The 16,457-nt window shown below is 62.3% G+C and carries 15 protein-coding genes, 1 tRNA gene and 2 pseudogenes; 10 read left to right on the plus strand and 8 right to left on the minus strand.

The window, feature by feature from the left end; translation table 11 throughout:
- Positions 1-740: 740 nt before the first annotated feature.
- A tRNA-Pro gene (locus JC607_RS24300) sits at positions 741-817 on the minus strand.
- A gap of 452 nt (positions 818-1,269) precedes the next feature.
- Here JC607_RS24300 and JC607_RS24305 point away from each other — a divergent pair.
- The gene (locus JC607_RS24305; protein WP_370584940.1) at positions 1,270-2,007 is read left to right on the plus strand and encodes a DNA adenine methylase; all 738 of its coding nucleotides are present in this window, start codon (positions 1,270-1,272) and stop codon (positions 2,005-2,007) included.
- Positions 2,008-2,703: 696 nt separating this feature from the next.
- Here JC607_RS24305 and JC607_RS25665 read toward each other — a convergent pair.
- The 3 genes from JC607_RS25665 to pdxH form a co-directional block, all read right to left on the minus strand.
- Entirely contained in the window at positions 2,704-3,183 is a 480-nt protein-coding gene (locus tag JC607_RS25665) for a DUF192 domain-containing protein (RefSeq protein WP_370584941.1), read from the minus strand.
- A gap of 170 nt (positions 3,184-3,353) precedes the next feature.
- Positions 3,354-3,899, minus strand: coding sequence for a cold-shock protein (locus JC607_RS24315; RefSeq protein WP_198839294.1), 546 nt, complete (start codon positions 3,897-3,899; stop codon positions 3,354-3,356).
- Positions 3,900-4,012: 113 nt separating this feature from the next.
- Positions 4,013-4,651 (minus strand): pyridoxamine 5'-phosphate oxidase, encoded by a 639-nt coding sequence (gene pdxH / locus JC607_RS24320; protein WP_198839295.1) that lies wholly within the window; start codon positions 4,649-4,651, stop codon positions 4,013-4,015.
- A gap of 115 nt (positions 4,652-4,766) precedes the next feature.
- Here pdxH and fabI point away from each other — a divergent pair, with 115 nt between their 5' ends.
- The 6 genes from fabI (at position 4,767) to trpE (ending at position 11,596) form a co-directional block, all read left to right on the plus strand.
- A complete protein-coding gene (gene fabI, locus JC607_RS24325; protein ID WP_198839296.1) occupies positions 4,767-5,588 on the plus strand; it encodes an enoyl-ACP reductase FabI in 822 nt (273 codons plus the stop codon).
- A gap of 1 nt (position 5,589) precedes the next feature.
- Positions 5,590-6,201, plus strand: coding sequence for a LysE family translocator (locus JC607_RS24330; protein ID WP_198839297.1), 612 nt, complete (start codon positions 5,590-5,592; stop codon positions 6,199-6,201).
- A gap of 13 nt (positions 6,202-6,214) precedes the next feature.
- Complete coding sequence (gpt, locus tag JC607_RS24335; RefSeq protein WP_198839298.1) at positions 6,215-6,724, plus strand: xanthine phosphoribosyltransferase; 510 nt, start codon at positions 6,215-6,217, stop codon at positions 6,722-6,724.
- A 189-nt stretch (positions 6,725-6,913) separates the two neighbouring features.
- Positions 6,914-8,107 carry an aminotransferase gene (locus JC607_RS24340; RefSeq protein ID WP_198839299.1) on the plus strand — a complete coding sequence of 398 codons (1,194 nt, stop codon included), beginning with the start codon at positions 6,914-6,916 and terminating at the stop codon, positions 8,105-8,107.
- Between the two features lie 103 nt (positions 8,108-8,210).
- Entirely contained in the window at positions 8,211-10,091 is a 1,881-nt protein-coding gene (locus JC607_RS24345; protein WP_198839300.1) for a peptidylprolyl isomerase, read from the plus strand.
- Positions 10,088-11,596 carry an anthranilate synthase component I gene (gene trpE / locus JC607_RS24350; protein ID WP_198839301.1) on the plus strand — a complete coding sequence of 503 codons (1,509 nt, stop codon included), beginning with the start codon at positions 10,088-10,090 and terminating at the stop codon, positions 11,594-11,596. The genes JC607_RS24345 and trpE overlap by 4 nt, the downstream gene beginning before the upstream one ends.
- Positions 11,597-11,685: 89 nt before the next feature.
- Here the strand turns inward: trpE and JC607_RS24355 are convergent, their stop codons facing one another.
- Complete coding sequence (locus tag JC607_RS24355) at positions 11,686-12,129, minus strand: GNAT family N-acetyltransferase (RefSeq protein ID WP_198839302.1); 444 nt, start codon at positions 12,127-12,129, stop codon at positions 11,686-11,688.
- A 161-nt stretch (positions 12,130-12,290) separates the two neighbouring features.
- On the opposite strand from JC607_RS24355, the pseudogene JC607_RS26225 reads away from it, so the two are divergent.
- Both JC607_RS26225 and JC607_RS26230 read left to right on the plus strand, forming a co-directional pair.
- A pseudogene (locus JC607_RS26225) lies at positions 12,291-12,801 on the plus strand (helix-turn-helix domain-containing protein); the annotation flags it as partial.
- A gap of 92 nt (positions 12,802-12,893) precedes the next feature.
- Positions 12,894-13,688 (plus strand): annotated as a pseudogene (locus tag JC607_RS26230) (short-chain fatty acyl-CoA regulator family protein); the annotation flags it as partial.
- A gap of 29 nt (positions 13,689-13,717) precedes the next feature.
- Here the strand turns inward: JC607_RS26230 and JC607_RS24365 are convergent.
- The gene (locus JC607_RS24365; protein WP_198839304.1) at positions 13,718-14,188 is read right to left on the minus strand and encodes a hypothetical protein; all 471 of its coding nucleotides are present in this window, start codon (positions 14,186-14,188) and stop codon (positions 13,718-13,720) included.
- Positions 14,189-14,298: 110 nt separating this feature from the next.
- Between JC607_RS24365 and moaA the strand changes: the two genes are divergently transcribed.
- Positions 14,299-15,375: a GTP 3',8-cyclase MoaA gene (gene moaA / locus JC607_RS24370; protein ID WP_198839305.1), complete on the plus strand. Its 1,077-nt coding sequence runs from the start codon at positions 14,299-14,301 to the stop codon at positions 15,373-15,375.
- Positions 15,376-15,578: 203 nt separating this feature from the next.
- Here the strand turns inward: moaA and JC607_RS24375 are convergent, their stop codons facing one another.
- A complete protein-coding gene (locus tag JC607_RS24375; protein WP_198839306.1) occupies positions 15,579-15,749 on the minus strand; it encodes a hemin uptake protein HemP in 171 nt (56 codons plus the stop codon).
- Positions 15,746-15,868: a hypothetical protein gene (locus JC607_RS25880; RefSeq protein ID WP_255532659.1), complete on the minus strand. Its 123-nt coding sequence runs from the start codon at positions 15,866-15,868 to the stop codon at positions 15,746-15,748. Before JC607_RS25880 ends, JC607_RS24375 begins: the two co-directional genes overlap by 4 nt.
- Positions 15,869-16,457: the final 589 nt, after the last annotated feature.

Below are 16,457 nucleotides of genomic sequence, written 5' to 3' on the forward strand. Positions count from 1 at the left end.
AGCAGAGGGCCGCCTAACATGAGCACCTGACCGGAACAGAACCGGGACAGGTCCATCGTCGGCTGGGCGCCTGACCGCACAGCACTGCGCCAAAACCACCTGACCAAGCTCAAGGGCATGTACCGCTCCAATCGCTCGGAAATTCTATGGACCGAAGCTGAAATTGAGGCATTCGTGACCGGCGCTCCGCCGCATATCTCGCGCATACTGATAGCCGCCACCGAGACAGGCCTTCGCCCCGGAGATCTGGCTCAGCTAAGCCGGGCCCATATACACCCTACACCAGGAGGCCAGAGGATTGTTATCTGGACCGCCAAACGGAAGAGGCTTGCATCGATCCCCGTCACCCCTCGCATGGCCGGCTTGATCGAGGACACGGCAGAGGGGCAAGCGCACTTCATCGTGAACCAGGGCGGCCAGCCCTACCAGCATGAAAACTATCTCGGAGACGCGATCAGCCAGTGGCGGGACCGACTCGGCATCAGGGCAGAGCTTCGCTCTGTATGACGCACGAGGCACAGCCGCCACTCGACTGCTTTGGGTTGATGCCAGCCTGAAAGAGATCGCGACCTGCATGGGCTGGAGCATCAAGCATGCGGCCGAAGTCATCGGCAGATATGCCGCCCTATCGCCCGAAATGTCAGACGGGATCGCGAAGAACTGGAGGCCGCAAGGAAGGGATCGTGAACAGTTTTGCAAAATGAACTGCAAAACGGACCACCCTGAAATCCGCTAAGTGCTGGTCGGGGCGGAGAGATTCGAACTCCCGACCTACGGTACCCAAAACCGTCGCGCTACCAGACTGCGCTACGCCCCGAACTGGTAGTCAGATAGCGGTTTCCCACCGGCAGGGAAAGCCCAGTTCGCGATAAAAATGCGTTTTGCACCATCTGCTTCGGATCTCTGGCGCAAGAAATGGAACAGGAAGCCGGGCCGCCGCATTTCTTTGCCCTAAAACCGGGCACAGGAAGAGCTGTCTCGAAATGGCGGAAGTCTGTTCATGCGACCGGACGCGAAAACCAGTATTCATCTGGTCATTGGAAGGCGTCGACAGATGGTGGACCTCCAGGCATAAGGCGATACAGGTCACGAGGATCATCGCAAGTGCAGGACGACGGATCGCAGGCCCAGTTTTGAGCTTTCCTCTCCGAAACCGGGGGCTGAAACGAGTAGGCCTGGCGGCACATTGAGAACGCGCGGCCGGCAAACCCGCCCGATCTGGGCCGGGAATACGAGATCCAGCTCCGTGATCTGCAGGACGTCTGCTGCGTGTCCAGGCTCGGGCTGCGCACCTGTAAAGTTGCGGCCCTCGTATCGCGCGAGGATGTGGGTGGCATCTCTCTGCGCCGTTCGATGCGACCGAAGGCCGAGGTGATCAATGACCGCTCCCGAGACATCGCCAACCTCTTCCGCATCCTGCAGCGCCACTATGTCCAGTTCCTCGACGTCCTGAAATTCGGCCTGACCACGCGAGCCGAGTTCGAGCGGCTGGTACGGGTGGATCCCGAAACGCTGACCGACCTCGAACGCGCAGCGCGCTTACTCTGCCTCCAGCGTGCCGCCTTTGGTGGCAAGGTCTCGGGCCGTAACTTTGGTGTGGCGAAGGATCGGCCCGCCCGATTCAATCTCTCGACGCTGGAGCCGATGCTGGAAGACCTGCACAGCCGCCTCGCTGGTGTGGTGATCGAGTGCCTGGATTGGTCTGTCTTCATCCCGCGCTATGACAGGCCGAACACATTATTCTATGTGGATCCGCCCTACTGGGGCTGCGAGGACGACTATGGAAAGCAGATGTTCGAGCGGGTCGACTTCCAGCGTCTAGCGGATCAACTCGCCAGCATGAAAGGCCAGTTCATCCGGTCGCTTAATGATGTGCCAGAGGTGCGGGCGATCTTCGCCGCTTTCCGCATCGACGAGGTGAAAACCACCTGCACGATCAACCAGCGGATCAGCTCCGACGAAAAAGCGCCGGAGCTCCTGATCCCGAACTGTCAGGAAGTCGCTTGATCGAACGACATAACGGCCGATCCTGACACTGCAGGCGCGGGATTTCGGGTCACAGTTCCATCGGAGGCCCGCAGGCTGCCTGTCCCGCCTCGCGGGCCTTATTTTGTTGAGGTTTCACGCGAATACAGGCCAGCGATCAGAAACTGTGACCGGCGGTCACAGTTTGCAGTAACGGAGCATAATAGCCTCAGGACCCTTACCGGCAAACTTGGCCGAAGTACTCATCTGGAAAGCCATTTTGGTTCAGCATGTTAGCCGTTGAGCGGCAATGTCGACCGGATGCAGGGCAAATGTCGGTCAGATGCGCGGTCATCTGCCTTGGATCGCTCATTTCTACCCGGCTGGTTTCATCGCCCTCGCGCGGACCACTACCCCAAAAGTGCCGCATTCTGTCAGGTTTTCAAAGGCTTCTGATGCTCACCGGGCTTCTGTAACCGTCTGCCAATGTTACTACCCCCCTACAGAACCCGAGCCACCAGAGGCCGGGACTGAACAGCGCCCTCATCGCCTGCGCGTCGACGGGCCGCCGCAGACGGCATGGGGGGCGGATCCGGTTCTGCAATACCCCGCCGCCCGGATCGGACTGCTGTCACGCCAATGCCAACAGCGCTATTCCGCGTTTAAGGCAGGCTGCGAAGATCGCGCCGGAATGCCTGAGGGAGCGGACAGGAGGACGGCGCTGAGCCTGCGAAACCGTCAGCGACAGGGCCAGGCGCCGGCGCTGATCAGCGGGTGGCGCATCTCGCTGCCCGGAACGATTCCGGTTTTCTTTGCCAGACCGCCATTGATCTCGAGCACATAGAGAACATTGTCACCGCCCGGGATCGGCGTCTCATCGCCCGGGACCGCGTTTTCATGCACCACCATCACCCGTCCCTGTGCATCTGCAAAAATGATGTCCAGCGGGATCAGCGTGTTCTTCATCCAGAACGCGGCGCGGCGCGGTGTCTCATAGATGAAGAGCATCCCGGCATCGGGCGCGAGGCTTTCGCGATACATCAGGCCCTGAGCGCGGCTTGCGGCCGTATCGGCGATTTCGACGGAAAAGCTCTGGCGTTCCCCCTGCCCTGCTTTCGCGGGCGGGCGCAGGTCGATGCGCGACAGGGAACAGCTCTGCGCAGCCTGGGCCGCGCCGGCAAAAGGCAGGCCCGGCACAGCCAGACCGCTCAGGATCACCCCGGCCAGGACGGCCGCAAGCACGGCACGAGTGATCCGGTGACGCCTGTCACCAGAGGCGTCACATTCCGGCACCACAGCCGAACTGCGCTCCTGATTGTCCAGAGGTTTATGCGCGGATACCGCCAGGACTGACCAGCAGGGCGGCAGCACCGCCACCGCCCCCGCCGTCATTCGGTTTCGCCCGCCTGGGCGACGATTGCACGTTCCCAACTCAGCACCTGCACTGCCATTCTGCCGCGCCGGCCCTCAATCACCTTGAGCGCCACCGCCTCACCTGACATCAGATCCGCAAAGCCCGAGACCCGCAAGACCTCGATATGGATGAATATGTCTTCCGCCCGCCCGAAAGCATTGGCGAAGCCAAATCCTTTGGCCTTGTCGAACCATTTTACACGTGCAGGCTCCATCGGCAGAACGGATAAATCCGCTGCCGAAAGCTCACCCGCCAGTTCCCCCAGGGGCACAACAGGCCCTTCCGGAGGTTCAATCGCAAGAACTTCAACCGCTTGTACACCGCGTGGTGTAGTCTGGATCCGAACTGTGACTCCTGCTCCATCCGCGACTGAACTCTGCCCAAAGTTGCGCAGAACATTCGCGTGCAACAGGATATCGGCATTGGTAATATCGCTGACGATGAAGCCAAAGCCTTTAGCCGGATCAAACCACTTCACCCGGCCCTGCAACACCTGCGTGGCCTTATCTTCTTCAGTCATAACAAGGACTATCTCCCCAGATTAAGCCCTTTTCGGTTGATGAAGGCTTAACCCCGCCTGATCAAGAGGAAATCGTATGATCAGACAGAATTGTTTACCTTTTTCCGCAATTATCAGGGGTTGAGCCTCAGGACTGTCCAATCTCCTGACCCGCTTGCAACCTTTTCGCCGCCCTCTGCATCGCCGCCCCCGATACGGCTCCAGCGGAACCGGTCATGCAGGCGGAAGGCGCCATCTGCCCAGAACTCGATCTCCAGCGGCGTGATGCGAAATCCGCCCCAGAAGGGCGGGCGCGACGGAATCGGCCCTTTCGTCACGGTAACTTTTGCCACTTCGGCCATCAGCGCCTCACGCGAGGACAAGGGCTGTGATTGCCGGCTGGCCCAGGCGCCAAGTCGGCTCGTCAGGCTGCGGCTGCGGTAATAGGCATCGGCCAGCTGGCCCTCTTCGCGCGTGACCGTGCCGCGCACCCGGATCTGCCGGCGCAGGCTTTTCCAGTGCAGAACGAAAGCCGCCTTACCCGATGCCTCGATCTCGCGCCCCTTCACCGAAGTATAATTTGTATAAAAGACAAAGGATTCGGCCGCGATCTCCTTCAGCAGCACCATGCGCACATCCGGGAGCCCCGCCTCGTCGACCGTCGCCAGCGCAATCGCATTTGGATCATTCACTTCTGTCGCCTCGGCCTCGGCCAGCCAGCTGCGCGCGATCGCAAAAGGATCGTCGCCTTTGAAAATTCCGGTCCGTTCCATCGATGCCCGCTCCTGTTCTTACGTCAACGGTAACGGTCTCCCGCCCTTGCGGCAGGCCGCCTTTCCGCCTAAACGTCAACGCTATCAAACCGTAAAGGTGTGCGAGGGACCAGGAATGTCAACCGGACTGATGGCTGGCAAACGCGGGCTGATCATGGGCCTTGCCAATGACAAATCGATTGCCTGGGGCGTAGCCCAGGCACTGGCGGGAGCGGGGGCAGAACTTGCCTTCTCTTACCAGGGTGAAGCGCTTAAAAAACGGGTTGAGCCACTGGCTTCCAGCCTGGGTGAGCCGCTTCTGTTCGAATGTGATGTGGCAAGCGAAGAATCGCTCGATGCTTTGTTCGACGGGCTGAAGGCAAAATGGGGCACGATTGATTTCGTGGTTCATGCCATTGGCTTTTCCGACAAGAATGAATTGCGCGGGCGTTATGCCGATACAAGCCGCGCCAATTTCGCAATGTCGATGGATATTTCGGTCTATAGCTTTACCGCTGTGGCCCGGCGTGCGGGTGCAATGATGGGACGGGGCGGCGCCATGCTGACCCTCACCTATTACGGCGCCGAAAAGGTGATGCCGCATTACAATGTGATGGGCGTGGCCAAAGCGGCGCTGGAGGCATCGGTGAAATATCTGGCCGAAGATTTCGGCCGCGACGGGATCCGCGTCAATGCGATCTCGGCCGGTCCTATCAAGACGCTGGCGGCTTCCGGCATCGGCGATTTCCGCTATATCCTGAAATGGAACGAGCTGAATTCGCCCCTGCGCCGCAATGTGACCCAGGAAGAGGTCGGGAAATCCGCGCTCTATCTGCTGTCGGATCTGGGCAGCGGCACCACGGGCGAGAACCTGCATGTCGATTGCGGCTATCATGTCGTTGGCATGAAGGCGATCGATGCCCCCGATATCGACGTTGTGACCGGCAAAAAGGACTGAGATGGGCCTCAGCGCATTCCTCGCAGCCTATGTCCTGCATCTGATCGCCGCGGCCTCTCCGGGCCCGGCGGTTCTGATGACAGCGAGAACGGCTGTGACCGAGGGCATGCGCACGAGCTTCTTTCTCGCCTGCGGCATCGGCTTCGGGGCGGTGTTCTGGGCATTGGCAGCGCTTTTCGGGCTGGCGGTGCTGTTCAGACTCGCCCCGGCGCTGTTCTGGGGGTTCAGGATCCTGGGCGCGCTGTTCCTGTTGTGGATCGCCTTCAATATGTGGCGCCATGCGCCCGAGCCCCTTGGCGATAACAGTGATCATCCGCCGCGTGGCGCGCTGGCCGCGCTCTGGCTTGGCCTCGCCACCCAGTTCGCCAATCCCAAGGCCGCCGTGTTTTTCGGTGCGATCTTTGTCGGCACCGTGCCGCCGGGCACCACCTGGCCCTGGCTGACCGCGCTTTTGATCGCGGTCTTCCTCAATGAGGTTCTCTTCAATCTTTTGATCGCGCGGCTCTTCTCGCTTGAGCGGACCCGCCGCGCCTATGCCCGGCTGAAAACCGTGATTGACCGGTGTTTCGGTGGCATACTCGCCCTTCTCAGCTTTAAAATCGCCGCTACCTGACCAGAGGACGCCAATGGCCGCTGACCGCCTGCCACATGAGAAAGGGTTCCATATCAGCTGGGACCAGATCCACCGCGATGCGCGCGCTTTGTCCTGGCGGCTGGACGGCAAGGGCCCGGGCGAAGGCGGCCAGTGGCGCGCCGTGGTCGCGATCACGCGCGGCGGGCTGGTGCCTGCCATGATCGTGGCGCGCGAGCTCGATATCCGCGTGATCGATACGATCAGCGTGAAAAGCTACAACCACCAGGCCCAGGCCTCGGCGGTGGTGACCAAATCGCCGCAGCCCGAGCTGATGGAAGATGGCGCCGGGATCCTGATCGTCGACGACCTCGTCGACAGCGGCAAGACACTGGAGCTGGTGCGCAGGCTTTATCCGAAAGCGCATTTCGCCACCGTCTATGCCAAACCGCATGGCAAGCCGCAGGTCGACACCTATGTCACCGAGGTCAGCCAGGACACCTGGATCTTCTTCCCCTGGGATATGGCGCTGCAATATGTGCAGCCCTATCGCGGCACCGACTGACCGGGAACGGGGGCGTTCCGCCCCCTCTTGCGCCAGAAAGGCGCAATTCACCCCCTGAGAGTATTTAGATCAAGAGGAAATCCAGCCTCTTCCTCTTGACACAAATACTCCCGGGGGGGAGGCCCGGAACGGGCCCGGGGGGCAGGCAGCCCCCCGCTCCACATCAGCCATCAGGCACAGGAGCCGGCCATGTCTCTTCCCCTCAATCCAAATCTGGGTGCAACCGAACTGCCACCGGTGATGGAGGCGCGGCGCTGGATCCAGGGCAAGAGCTTTCCCGCGAACCGCCCGCTGATCAATGTAAGCCAGGCCGCGCCACTGGAGATCCCGCCGCTGGAATTGCGCCAGGCCATCGCCGATGCCGCGCTGAATGACCCTGACGCGCATCTCTATGGGCCCGTCCTGGGCATGACGGCCTTGCGCGAAGAGATCGCGGGCCAGTTTTCCCGCGCCTATTCCGGCACGATAGCTGCGGACCAGGTTGCGATCACCCAGGGCTGCAACCAGGCTTTTTGCGCGACCCTCGCCGCGCTTGCCGGCCCGGGCGACGAGGTCATCCTGCCCACGCCATGGTATTTCAATCATAAAATGTGGCTGGATATGAGCGGCGTGACCACCCGCGTGCTGGAAACCGGCGCCTCGCTGATCCCCGACCCGGCAGCAGCGGCGGCGCTGATCGGGCCGAAGACCCGTGCCATCGTGCTGGTCACGCCGAACAATCCCGGCGGCGTCGAATATCCGTCCTCCACGCTCAGGGCCTTTTATGATCTTGCCCGCGCGCATGGCATCGCGCTGGTGATCGACGAGACCTATCGCGATTTCGACAGCCGCCATTCGCCGCAGACCGGAGGACGCCCGCATGATCTTTTCGAAGATCCCGCCTGGGGCGAGACGGTGATCCAGCTTTACAGCTTTTCGAAAGCCTACCGGATGACCGGCCACCGGGTTGGTGCGATTGTCACCTCTGCAGCACTTCTCACGGAAATCGAAAAAGTGCTCGACACCATCGCCATCTGCCCGAACCAGCTGGGCCAGACCGGCGCGCTTTGGGGCATGCGCAACCTTGGCCCCTGGGTCGAGGGCGAGCGTCAGGAGATCCTGAAGCGGCGCGCAGCCATGGTCGAAGGCTTCAGCGCCCTGCCCGACTGGGTGCTGATGGGATGCGGCGCCTATTTCGCCTGGGTGGAACATCCGTTCGACCTCGGCTCGGATGATCTGTGCCGCCGGCTTGTGGATGACTGCGCCATCCTGATGCTGCCCGGCACCTTCTTTACGCCCGAAGGGTCCGAGGCCGGCCGCCGCCAGATCCGCATCGCTTTCGCCAATATCGACTGCGACGGCATTGCCGAAATGTTCCGCCGGCTGCGAGACTTCAGGCCCTGACACGCCCGATTACCGCCTCCCGCGAAAGCGTGACGCCCCTGCCCTTGCCCCACACCCCGCTTGCCCTTAGACAGGCGCAAATGTTCTGACCGGAGCCCGCGACATGGCCAAAAGCCCTGATGATCAGCCGAAGAAGAAGAACAAGGGCACCTCGGCCCTGACCTGGCTGATGACCGGCATGCTGATCCTTGGACTTGGCGGCTTTGGTGTCAGCAATTTCGGCGGCACCATCAATTCCATCGGCTCGGTCGGCAAGATCGACATTCCGGTGCGCGATTACGCCCAGGCCGTGCGCGACGAGGCGGCAAAACTGTCGCAGCAATACGGTACGCAAATCCCGGTGCAGCAGGCGATCACCTTTGGCATTGACCGCCAGGCGCTTGCGGGCCTCGTGACCCGCGCGGCTCTGGACAATGCGGCGCTTTCGGCCGGGCTCTCGGTGGGCGATGCGACTGTCGCGCAGGAAGTCATGAAAGAACGGGCCTTTATCGGCAGTTCCGGCAGCTTTGACCGTAGCGTTTACCGCGAGGCGCTGAGCCGTGCCGGCTGGCGCGAGGCAGACTTCGAGGAAAGCCTGCGCCGTGACGCGGCCCGCGCGCTTTTGTCCGGCGCGGTGACCGGCGGCTTTGCCGCGCCGGAGGCCACCACCGATGCGATCTATAAATGGGTGGCAGAGCGGCGCGGCTTCTCGCTGATCCGGCTGACGGAAACCAGCCTCACCACCCCATTGACTGACCCCGATGAAGCGGCGCTGAAGGCCTGGTATGACGCCAATATCGCCGATTTCACCCGCGGCGAATCAAAGCGGCTGCGCTATGCGGTGCTGCTCCCGGAAACCATCGCCACTGGCCTGTCGGTCGATGAGGCGGCGATCCGCAAGATGTATGATGCACGGATTTCGGAATTTGTGATCCCGCCGCGCCGGCTTGTCGAGCGGCTGGTCTATCCCGATGAGGCGGCGCGCGAAGCGGCCCTGGCGCGGCTGACGTCCGGCGAGGCCACGTTTGAGGATCTCGTCACCGCGCGCGGCCTGTCGATGGATGCGGTCGATATGGGCGATGTCTCGGAGACCGAACTTGGTGCGGCAGGAGCCGAAGTCTTTGCGGCCGCCGAAGGCGCGGTTATTCCGGCAGAAACCTCGCTTGGTCCGGCCCTCTTCCGCATCAACGGCGTGCTGCCGGGCGAAGAGACCACATTTGAAGAAGCGCATGACGATCTCGCCCAGGAAGTGAAGCTGGAAGCGGCACGCCTTGAGATCAACCATAAGATCGACGAGATCGACGACCTCCTTGCCGGCGGCGCCAGCCTTGACGAGCTTTCCACCCAGACCGGGATGGAGCTGGGCCAGATCGACTATGTCGCCACCGGTCCGGGCGCGCAGACCGGCAACAAGCTTGAAGGCTATCAGGCCTTCCGCACGGCGGCCGGCGCCCTGAAACAGGGTGATTTCCCCGAGGCGGTGACGCTGGACGATGGCGGTGTCGTGGCGATGGAATTTGTCGAGACCGTGCCGCCGACGCCGATCCCCTTTGAGGAGGCGCGGTCTGAAGTGCTGGCGGCGCTGCAGCAAAGCAACCTCCGCGCGGCGCTCGATGCGCGCGGGCTGGAACTGAAAACCGCCGCCGAAAGCGGCGCTGATTTCGCGACGCTGGGCACGGTCGAGACCGTGGCCGAGACCTCGCGCGACGGGGCCACGACGGAAAACATCCCGGCCCCGGTGCTGGAAGCCGCCTTCGCGATGAGGGCCGGTGATATCCGGCTGATCGAGGACGGCAGCTTTATCGGCCTGTTGCGGCTGGATCACGTGACCGCTGCTGCGGAAACCGGTGATGAGGCCGAAGCGCTGAAAGCCGCGATCTCGTCGCAGCTGGAACAGGCAGTCGCGCAGGATGCTTTCACCGCCTTCACCACCTCTGTGGCGGATAAAGCAGGCATGACCCTTAATCAAAACGCCATCAACCAAGTGAATTCGGGCCTGCAATGAAACTGGAACCCTCCTTCGACGCCTTCGAGAAAGCCTGGGGAGAGGGGAAAAACCAGCTGATCTGGGCCCGGCTGGCTGCGGATCTGGATACGCCGGTCTCGCTGATGCTCAAGCTGGGTGAGGCGCGCAAAGACACGTTCATGCTGGAATCGGTGACCGGCGGTGAGGTGCGCGGGCGCTATTCGATCATCGGCATGAAGCCTGATCTGATCTGGCGGTGCCGGGGGGAAGCCTCGGAGATCAACCGCTCGGCGCGGTTTGATCCGGATGGGTTCACCGCGCTGGAAGGCCATCCGCTCGACACGCTGCGTGCCCTGATCGCCGAATGCCATATCGACATGCCCGATGATCTGCCGGCGGCCTCGGCCGGGCTCTTTGGTTATCTTGGCTATGACATGATCCGGCTGGTGGAACATCTGCCGGATGTGAACCCGGATCCGCTTGGCCTGCCCGATGCGGTGCTGATGCGGCCTTCGGTGGTGGCGGTGCTGGACGGTGTGCGCGGCGAAGTGATCGTGGTGGCGCCGGCCTGGTATGAAAAGGGAGTCTCGGCGCGCGCGGCCTATGCCCAGGCGGCTGAGCGGGTGATGGATGCGCTGCGCGACCTTGACCGCGCGCCGGCGGTGCAGCGCGAGATCGACGGCGTGGCGATCTCGGGCGAGCTGACCTCGAATTTCAGCCATGACGGCTATAAGGCCGCGGTCGCGAAAGCGAAGGACTATATCCGCGCCGGTGACATCTTCCAGGTCGTGCCCTCGCAGCGCTGGACAATGGACTTCCCGCTGCCGCCTTTCGCGCTTTACCGGTCGTTGCGGCGCACGAACCCGTCGCCCTTCATGTTCTTCTTCAATTTCGGCCCCTATCAGGTGGTCGGTGCCAGCCCCGAGATCCTGGTGCGGCTGAGGGATGGCGAGGTGACGATCCGCCCCATCGCCGGAACCCGCAAGCGCGGCGCGACGGTGGAAGAGGATAATGCGCTGGAGGCCGATCTGCTGGCCGATCAGAAAGAGCTTGCCGAACATCTGATGCTGCTGGATCTGGGGCGCAATGATGTGGGGCGGGTCGCGAAGATGGGAACCGTGCGCCCGACCGAGAAATTCGTGATCGAGCGCTACAGCCACGTCATGCATATCGTCTCGAATGTGGTGGGCCAGATCCGCGAGGGCGAGGGTGCTTTGTCGGCCCTGCTGGCGGGGCTGCCTGCGGGCACGGTCTCGGGCGCGCCGAAAGTGCGGGCGATGGAGATCATCGACGAGCTGGAGCCGGAAAAGCGCGGCGTCTATGGCGGCGGCTGCGGCTATTTCGCGGCGAATGGCGAGATGGATTTCTGTATCGCCCTGCGCACGGCGGTTCTGAAGGATGAGAAGCTTTACATCCAGGCCGGGGGCGGCGTGGTTTATGACAGCGATCCCGAGGCGGAATACCAGGAAACGGTGAACAAATCCAACGCCCTGCGGCGTGCGGCGCAGGATGCGGGGCTGTTCACGCGGCGCGGCAACGGCTGAGCCTGTGGCTGATGGCAGAGGCGGGGGGCCAGCCCCCCGCGCGCGTTCGCGCTCCCCCCGGGATATTTCAGGACAGAAAATGAGGCTCTTCAGCGCGAATAGCGGATGAAGGGCGTGACTTTTGCAATGCGGTCATAGAGCTGGCGGGCGGTGGTGTTGAACTCCTGCGTCAGCCAGTAAACGCCGGGGGCGCCTTTTTCATCGGCGATCCGGTAGACCGCTTCGATCAGCTTGCGCCCGAGGCCGGTGCCGCGCGCCTCGGGGGAGACATAGAGATCCTGCAGATAGCAGACATTCTCGATCTTCCAGCCATGGCGGTGGAAGAGGAAATGCGTGAGCCCCATCGGCCTGCCATCGACCAGCGCGATCAGGCCCGAGAAATCCTGCGGATCATCGCCGAGAAGGCGGTCAAAGCTGGATCGGTACACCTCTTCCGGCACCGAGGTTTCGTAAAAGCTCAGGTAATCGGCCCAGAGGCGGCGCCATTCGGGCTCATCAGAGGCGCGGAGCGGGCGGATTTCGATCTGTGCCATGGGCTGGGTCCTCGCTGGAATTCACCCGCCCACCCTGCCCCTGCCCGCCCTGCGATGGGCAGCGCCAGATTCTGCGTGATGATAGCGCCAGCAGCCGGCGAATCCGCTTGACCACCTATCTTTGCAAATGGATCTTGCGATTTGCAAATACGGAGCCCGATATGGCCACGCAAAAACTCTATGCCGGGGTCAAGCTGCGCGAGATCCGCGGGCGGCTGAGCCTGACGCAAAAGGCCTTTGCCGATAAGCTTGGCGTTTCACTGCCCTATCTGAACCAGATGGAGAACAATCACCGCCCGGTTTCGGCGGCTGTGGTGCTCGCGCTGGCGCAGGAATTCGGGCTTGATGTCACCGAGCTGACGGTGGGCGAGAGCGAGCGGCTGGTTTCCGATATGCGCGAGGCACTGGCCGATCCGGTCTTTACGGCGTCAAATCCCCCGCTGGCGGATCTGCGGCTGGCGGCCTCGAATGCGCCGGCTCTGGCGCGGGCTTTTCTCGACCTGCACCGTGCCTATCGTCAGAGCCATGAGCGGCTGGCCTCGCTGGATGAGGCTTTGGGGCGCGAGGATATAGGCCTGAAACCCAGCCCCTGGGAGGAGGTGCGCGACTTCTTCCATTATTGCGACAATTATATCGATGCGGTCGACCGGGCGGCAGAGATCTTTGCCGGATCGGGAGAGCCAAAGCGCGATGTGGTGCGGCTGGCCCAGGATCTGCTGCGCCAGCGCGGCGTCTCGCTGCATTATGAGACTGGCGTGCCGGTCCGTCATTACAACCCGTCAACGCGGCGGCTGGTGATCTCGGGCCAGGCCCAGGATGCGACGCAGCGGTTTCAGCTTTTGCACCAGCTGGCGCTGATCACCCAGAATGACCTGCTGGAGGCGACGCTGGATCTGGCGCGGTTCTCGACACCCGAGGCGCGCGATATCGCCAAGATCGGGCTCGCGAATTACTTTGCCGGGGCCGCACTTTTGCCCTACCGCGCGTTTTTGCAGGCCGCACGCGAGACCCGCCATGATCTGGAGCGGCTTGCTGATCTCTTTGGCGCCTCGATTGAGCAGGTGGCGCATCGGCTCTCGACCCTGCAGCGGCCAGGCGCCAAGGGCATCCCCTTCTTCTTTGTCCGCGTCGATCAGGCCGGAACCATCACCAAGCGCCATTCCGCGACGCGGCTGCAATTCGCGCGGTTCGGCGGCGCCTGCCCCTTGTGGAACGTACACCAGGCCTTTGAAACGCCAGGGAAATTCCTGCGCCAATTTGTCGAGACGCCCGATGGGGTGCGCTATCTCAACCTCGCGCGCGAAGTTTCGAAACCCGCCGGCGCCTTCCTCGCGCCGGTGCGCCGCTATGCGATTGGCCTCGGCTGCGAGATCCAGCATGCGCCGGATCTGGTCTATTCAGACGGTCTTGACCCGCGCGGGCGGTTCGAGCCGATCGGGATTTCCTGCCGGATCTGCGAGCGGATGAATTGCCACCAGCGCTCGGTGCCGCCGCTGGAACGCCGGCTCAGGGTCGATCCGAATACCCGCGATCTGCTGCCCTATGAGATTGCCGACTAAAGGAGATTGCCGACCAAAGCCCATGCGGCTCAGTTGCCATAAAGCGTCAGCTCGGGCAGGCCGGTCAGCGGCAGGCCAAGCGCCTGATAGGCCGAAAGCGACATTAGCGCGCCGCCACTGCCCGGGCGCAGTTCAACCGCGAGCGTTTTGCCGCCGGGGGCCACGACCCGGCCCTGACCTTTGGTCTGGACCAGCACGCTTTGCACCCAGAGGCCGGTTTCAGCGGGCGGCCCGAGGGCCACCACAGCCTTGCCCAGCTCGCGTTCGCCCGAGGCGACCGGCTTGGCAAGGGCTGCTGCCTTTTCCGCATCTGAGGTCTTGTCCAGCGCCGCAGCGCTGTGACCGCTCGCGCCGAGCGCGGTGGTCGTCACCGCCGGCGCGAATTCGGTCGCAAGACCCGGATTCGCCGCAGGGGCGTCGCCCCCCTTGCCGAACCCTTCGAAAACGGAACATCCCGGCACAGCCAGGGACAGCGACAGGAGGAGAAGGGCGCGTTTCATCATAAGCGCAGAATAGGCGTCTCGCCCCTTGCCTGCAACTCCCCGATTGGCAGGCGACTGCACCCAGATTGCAGCTTGTGGCAAAGGCCCGCCGCCCCTACTTTAGGCACATGAACAACTCGGCCCCGCTCATCGACCCATTCGCGCGCGCCATCCGCTATCTGCGGGTCTCGGTGACGGATCGCTGTGATTTCCGCTGCACCTATTGCATGGCGGAACATATGACCTTCCTGCCCAAGGCCGAGCTTCTGTCACTGGAAGAGCTTGACCGGCTTTGTTCGGGATTTATCAGACTTGGCGTCTCGAAGCTGCGGGTGACAGGCGGCGAGCCGCTGGTCCGTCGCGGCATCATGACCTTTTTCGAAGCGATGGCGCGGCATTTGCAGACCGGCGCACTGGAAGAGCTGACGCTGACCACCAATGGCAGTCAGCTTGCCCGTTTCGCGCGGCCTCTGGCCGATCTGGGGGTGAAGCGGATCAATGTCTCGCTCGACACCCTGGTGCTTGAAAAATTCGCCGCCATCACCCGTTGGGGGCGGCTGGCGCAGGTGCTTGACGGCATCACGGCCGCAAAGGCCGCCGGGATGCGGGTCAAGATCAATACCGTGGCGCTGAAGGGCTTTAACGAGGACGAGCTTTTCCCGCTTTTGGACTGGTGCGCCCGCGAAGACCATGACCTCACCTTCATCGAGGTGATGCCGATGGGCGAGATGGGCGAGGAAAACCGCCTCGATCAATACTGGAGCCTGCGTGCGTTGCGCGCCCGGCTGACGGAACGCTTCACCCTCACCGATCTGCTGGAACGCAGCGGCGGCCCGGCGCGCTATGTCCGGATCAATGAGACCGGGCAGAAGATCGGCTTCATCACCCCGCTCACACATAATTTCTGCGAAAGCTGCAACCGGGTGCGGCTGACCTGCACGGGTGAGCTTTATATGTGCCTCGGCCAGGAGGATATGGCCGATCTGCGCGCGCCCCTGCGGCTGCATCCGGACGATCCGGCCCCGCTGGAGGCCGCGATCCGCGAGGCAATTGCCCGCAAGCCCAAGGGCCATGATTTCGACTATGGCCGGCAGGCAGAGGGTGCCTCCCCGGATGGTGCCGCCCCAAACAGTGCCTCCCCAAGCCGTTCCCGGGGTCTGATCCGGGGCCAGATGAGCCGGCATATGAGCCATACCGGCGGCTGATCCGGGTGGACCTCGGCCAGGTCCCCGCCGATATCCCTTTGCCACATATAAAATTCCCCCGTTCGACAGCACGAGGGAGAGCTGCCGGACGAGGGAAAGTCTGAGGCGGATTCCCCCGCCAGTCAGGACTGGTTGTCAGGACTGGTTGCCCGATCGATGTCTTATCTGCCAAAGCCCCCTGGCTTTGCCCCTGGGGAAAGGGGTTACTTGGTCAGGATCAGCTTGCCCTGGCGGGTGATGCGCAGGGTATAGACCTGGCCATCCAGCACGATCTTAGCCAGCGAGCCACCATCGGTCAGCGTGCGTGCATCATGCACCGGGGTTGCGTCATTTTGCAGCCAGGGAGTCAGAGCGGTCTCGGTATGGGCGTTCATTTCACAGCCCCCACGCGTTCGATCAGAGCTTCCAGTGCCGCCGCCGGGGCCGTTCCGGCCGCTGCCTGGCGCAGCATCTCCGCCAAAGGAAGCCGGTCGCCCGTTGCAGGTCGGGTCATGGTCTTCTCCATCGCCTGTAAGAGAGTTTATGGCTGCGCCCACAAGGAGCCTGGCTGATCTGCGGGCATTCCTGACTGATTTACTTTGGCATGTCAAGCAATGATGCCACCCGGGTTCATCATTCAATTCGTTGCAGCGTGTGTGTAGCGTGACAGCGAAAGTTGCACTGTTTGACACCCAAACCTGCACCAGGTGAGTTTTGAAAAACGGGGGCTGAGCGGCCTGCCCAACCCCAGTTTAAATGGTGCATTAAAGGCTATCGTGGCGGTCCTGATCAATCTGCAGCGACCTTGTTAGCGCCGGGTTAGTTATGCCCCCGCCAGCTCAGGGATCGCCTCATCTCTGGGCATCATCAATCTCTCGAGCTCGACCATGGATCCTTCAACGGGCGGACAGACGACCTTAGGCCCGAAGAACATCACTTCCGAACCCGTCGTAGGTGTCTCGCGCTGTATCCTATGGAGTACTTGAGGACATCAAAGCCATGGTACATCGCTTCGATCTGGGGCACGTTATCGTAAGAAACGATCCACTTTGGACCTGTCCCGGTTCTGTTCCGGTCAGGTGCTCATGTTAGGCGGCCCTCTG

Source organism: Paracoccus sp. IB05, assembly GCF_016405985.1.
Classification (GTDB): Bacteria; Pseudomonadota; Alphaproteobacteria; order Rhodobacterales; family Rhodobacteraceae; genus Pseudogemmobacter.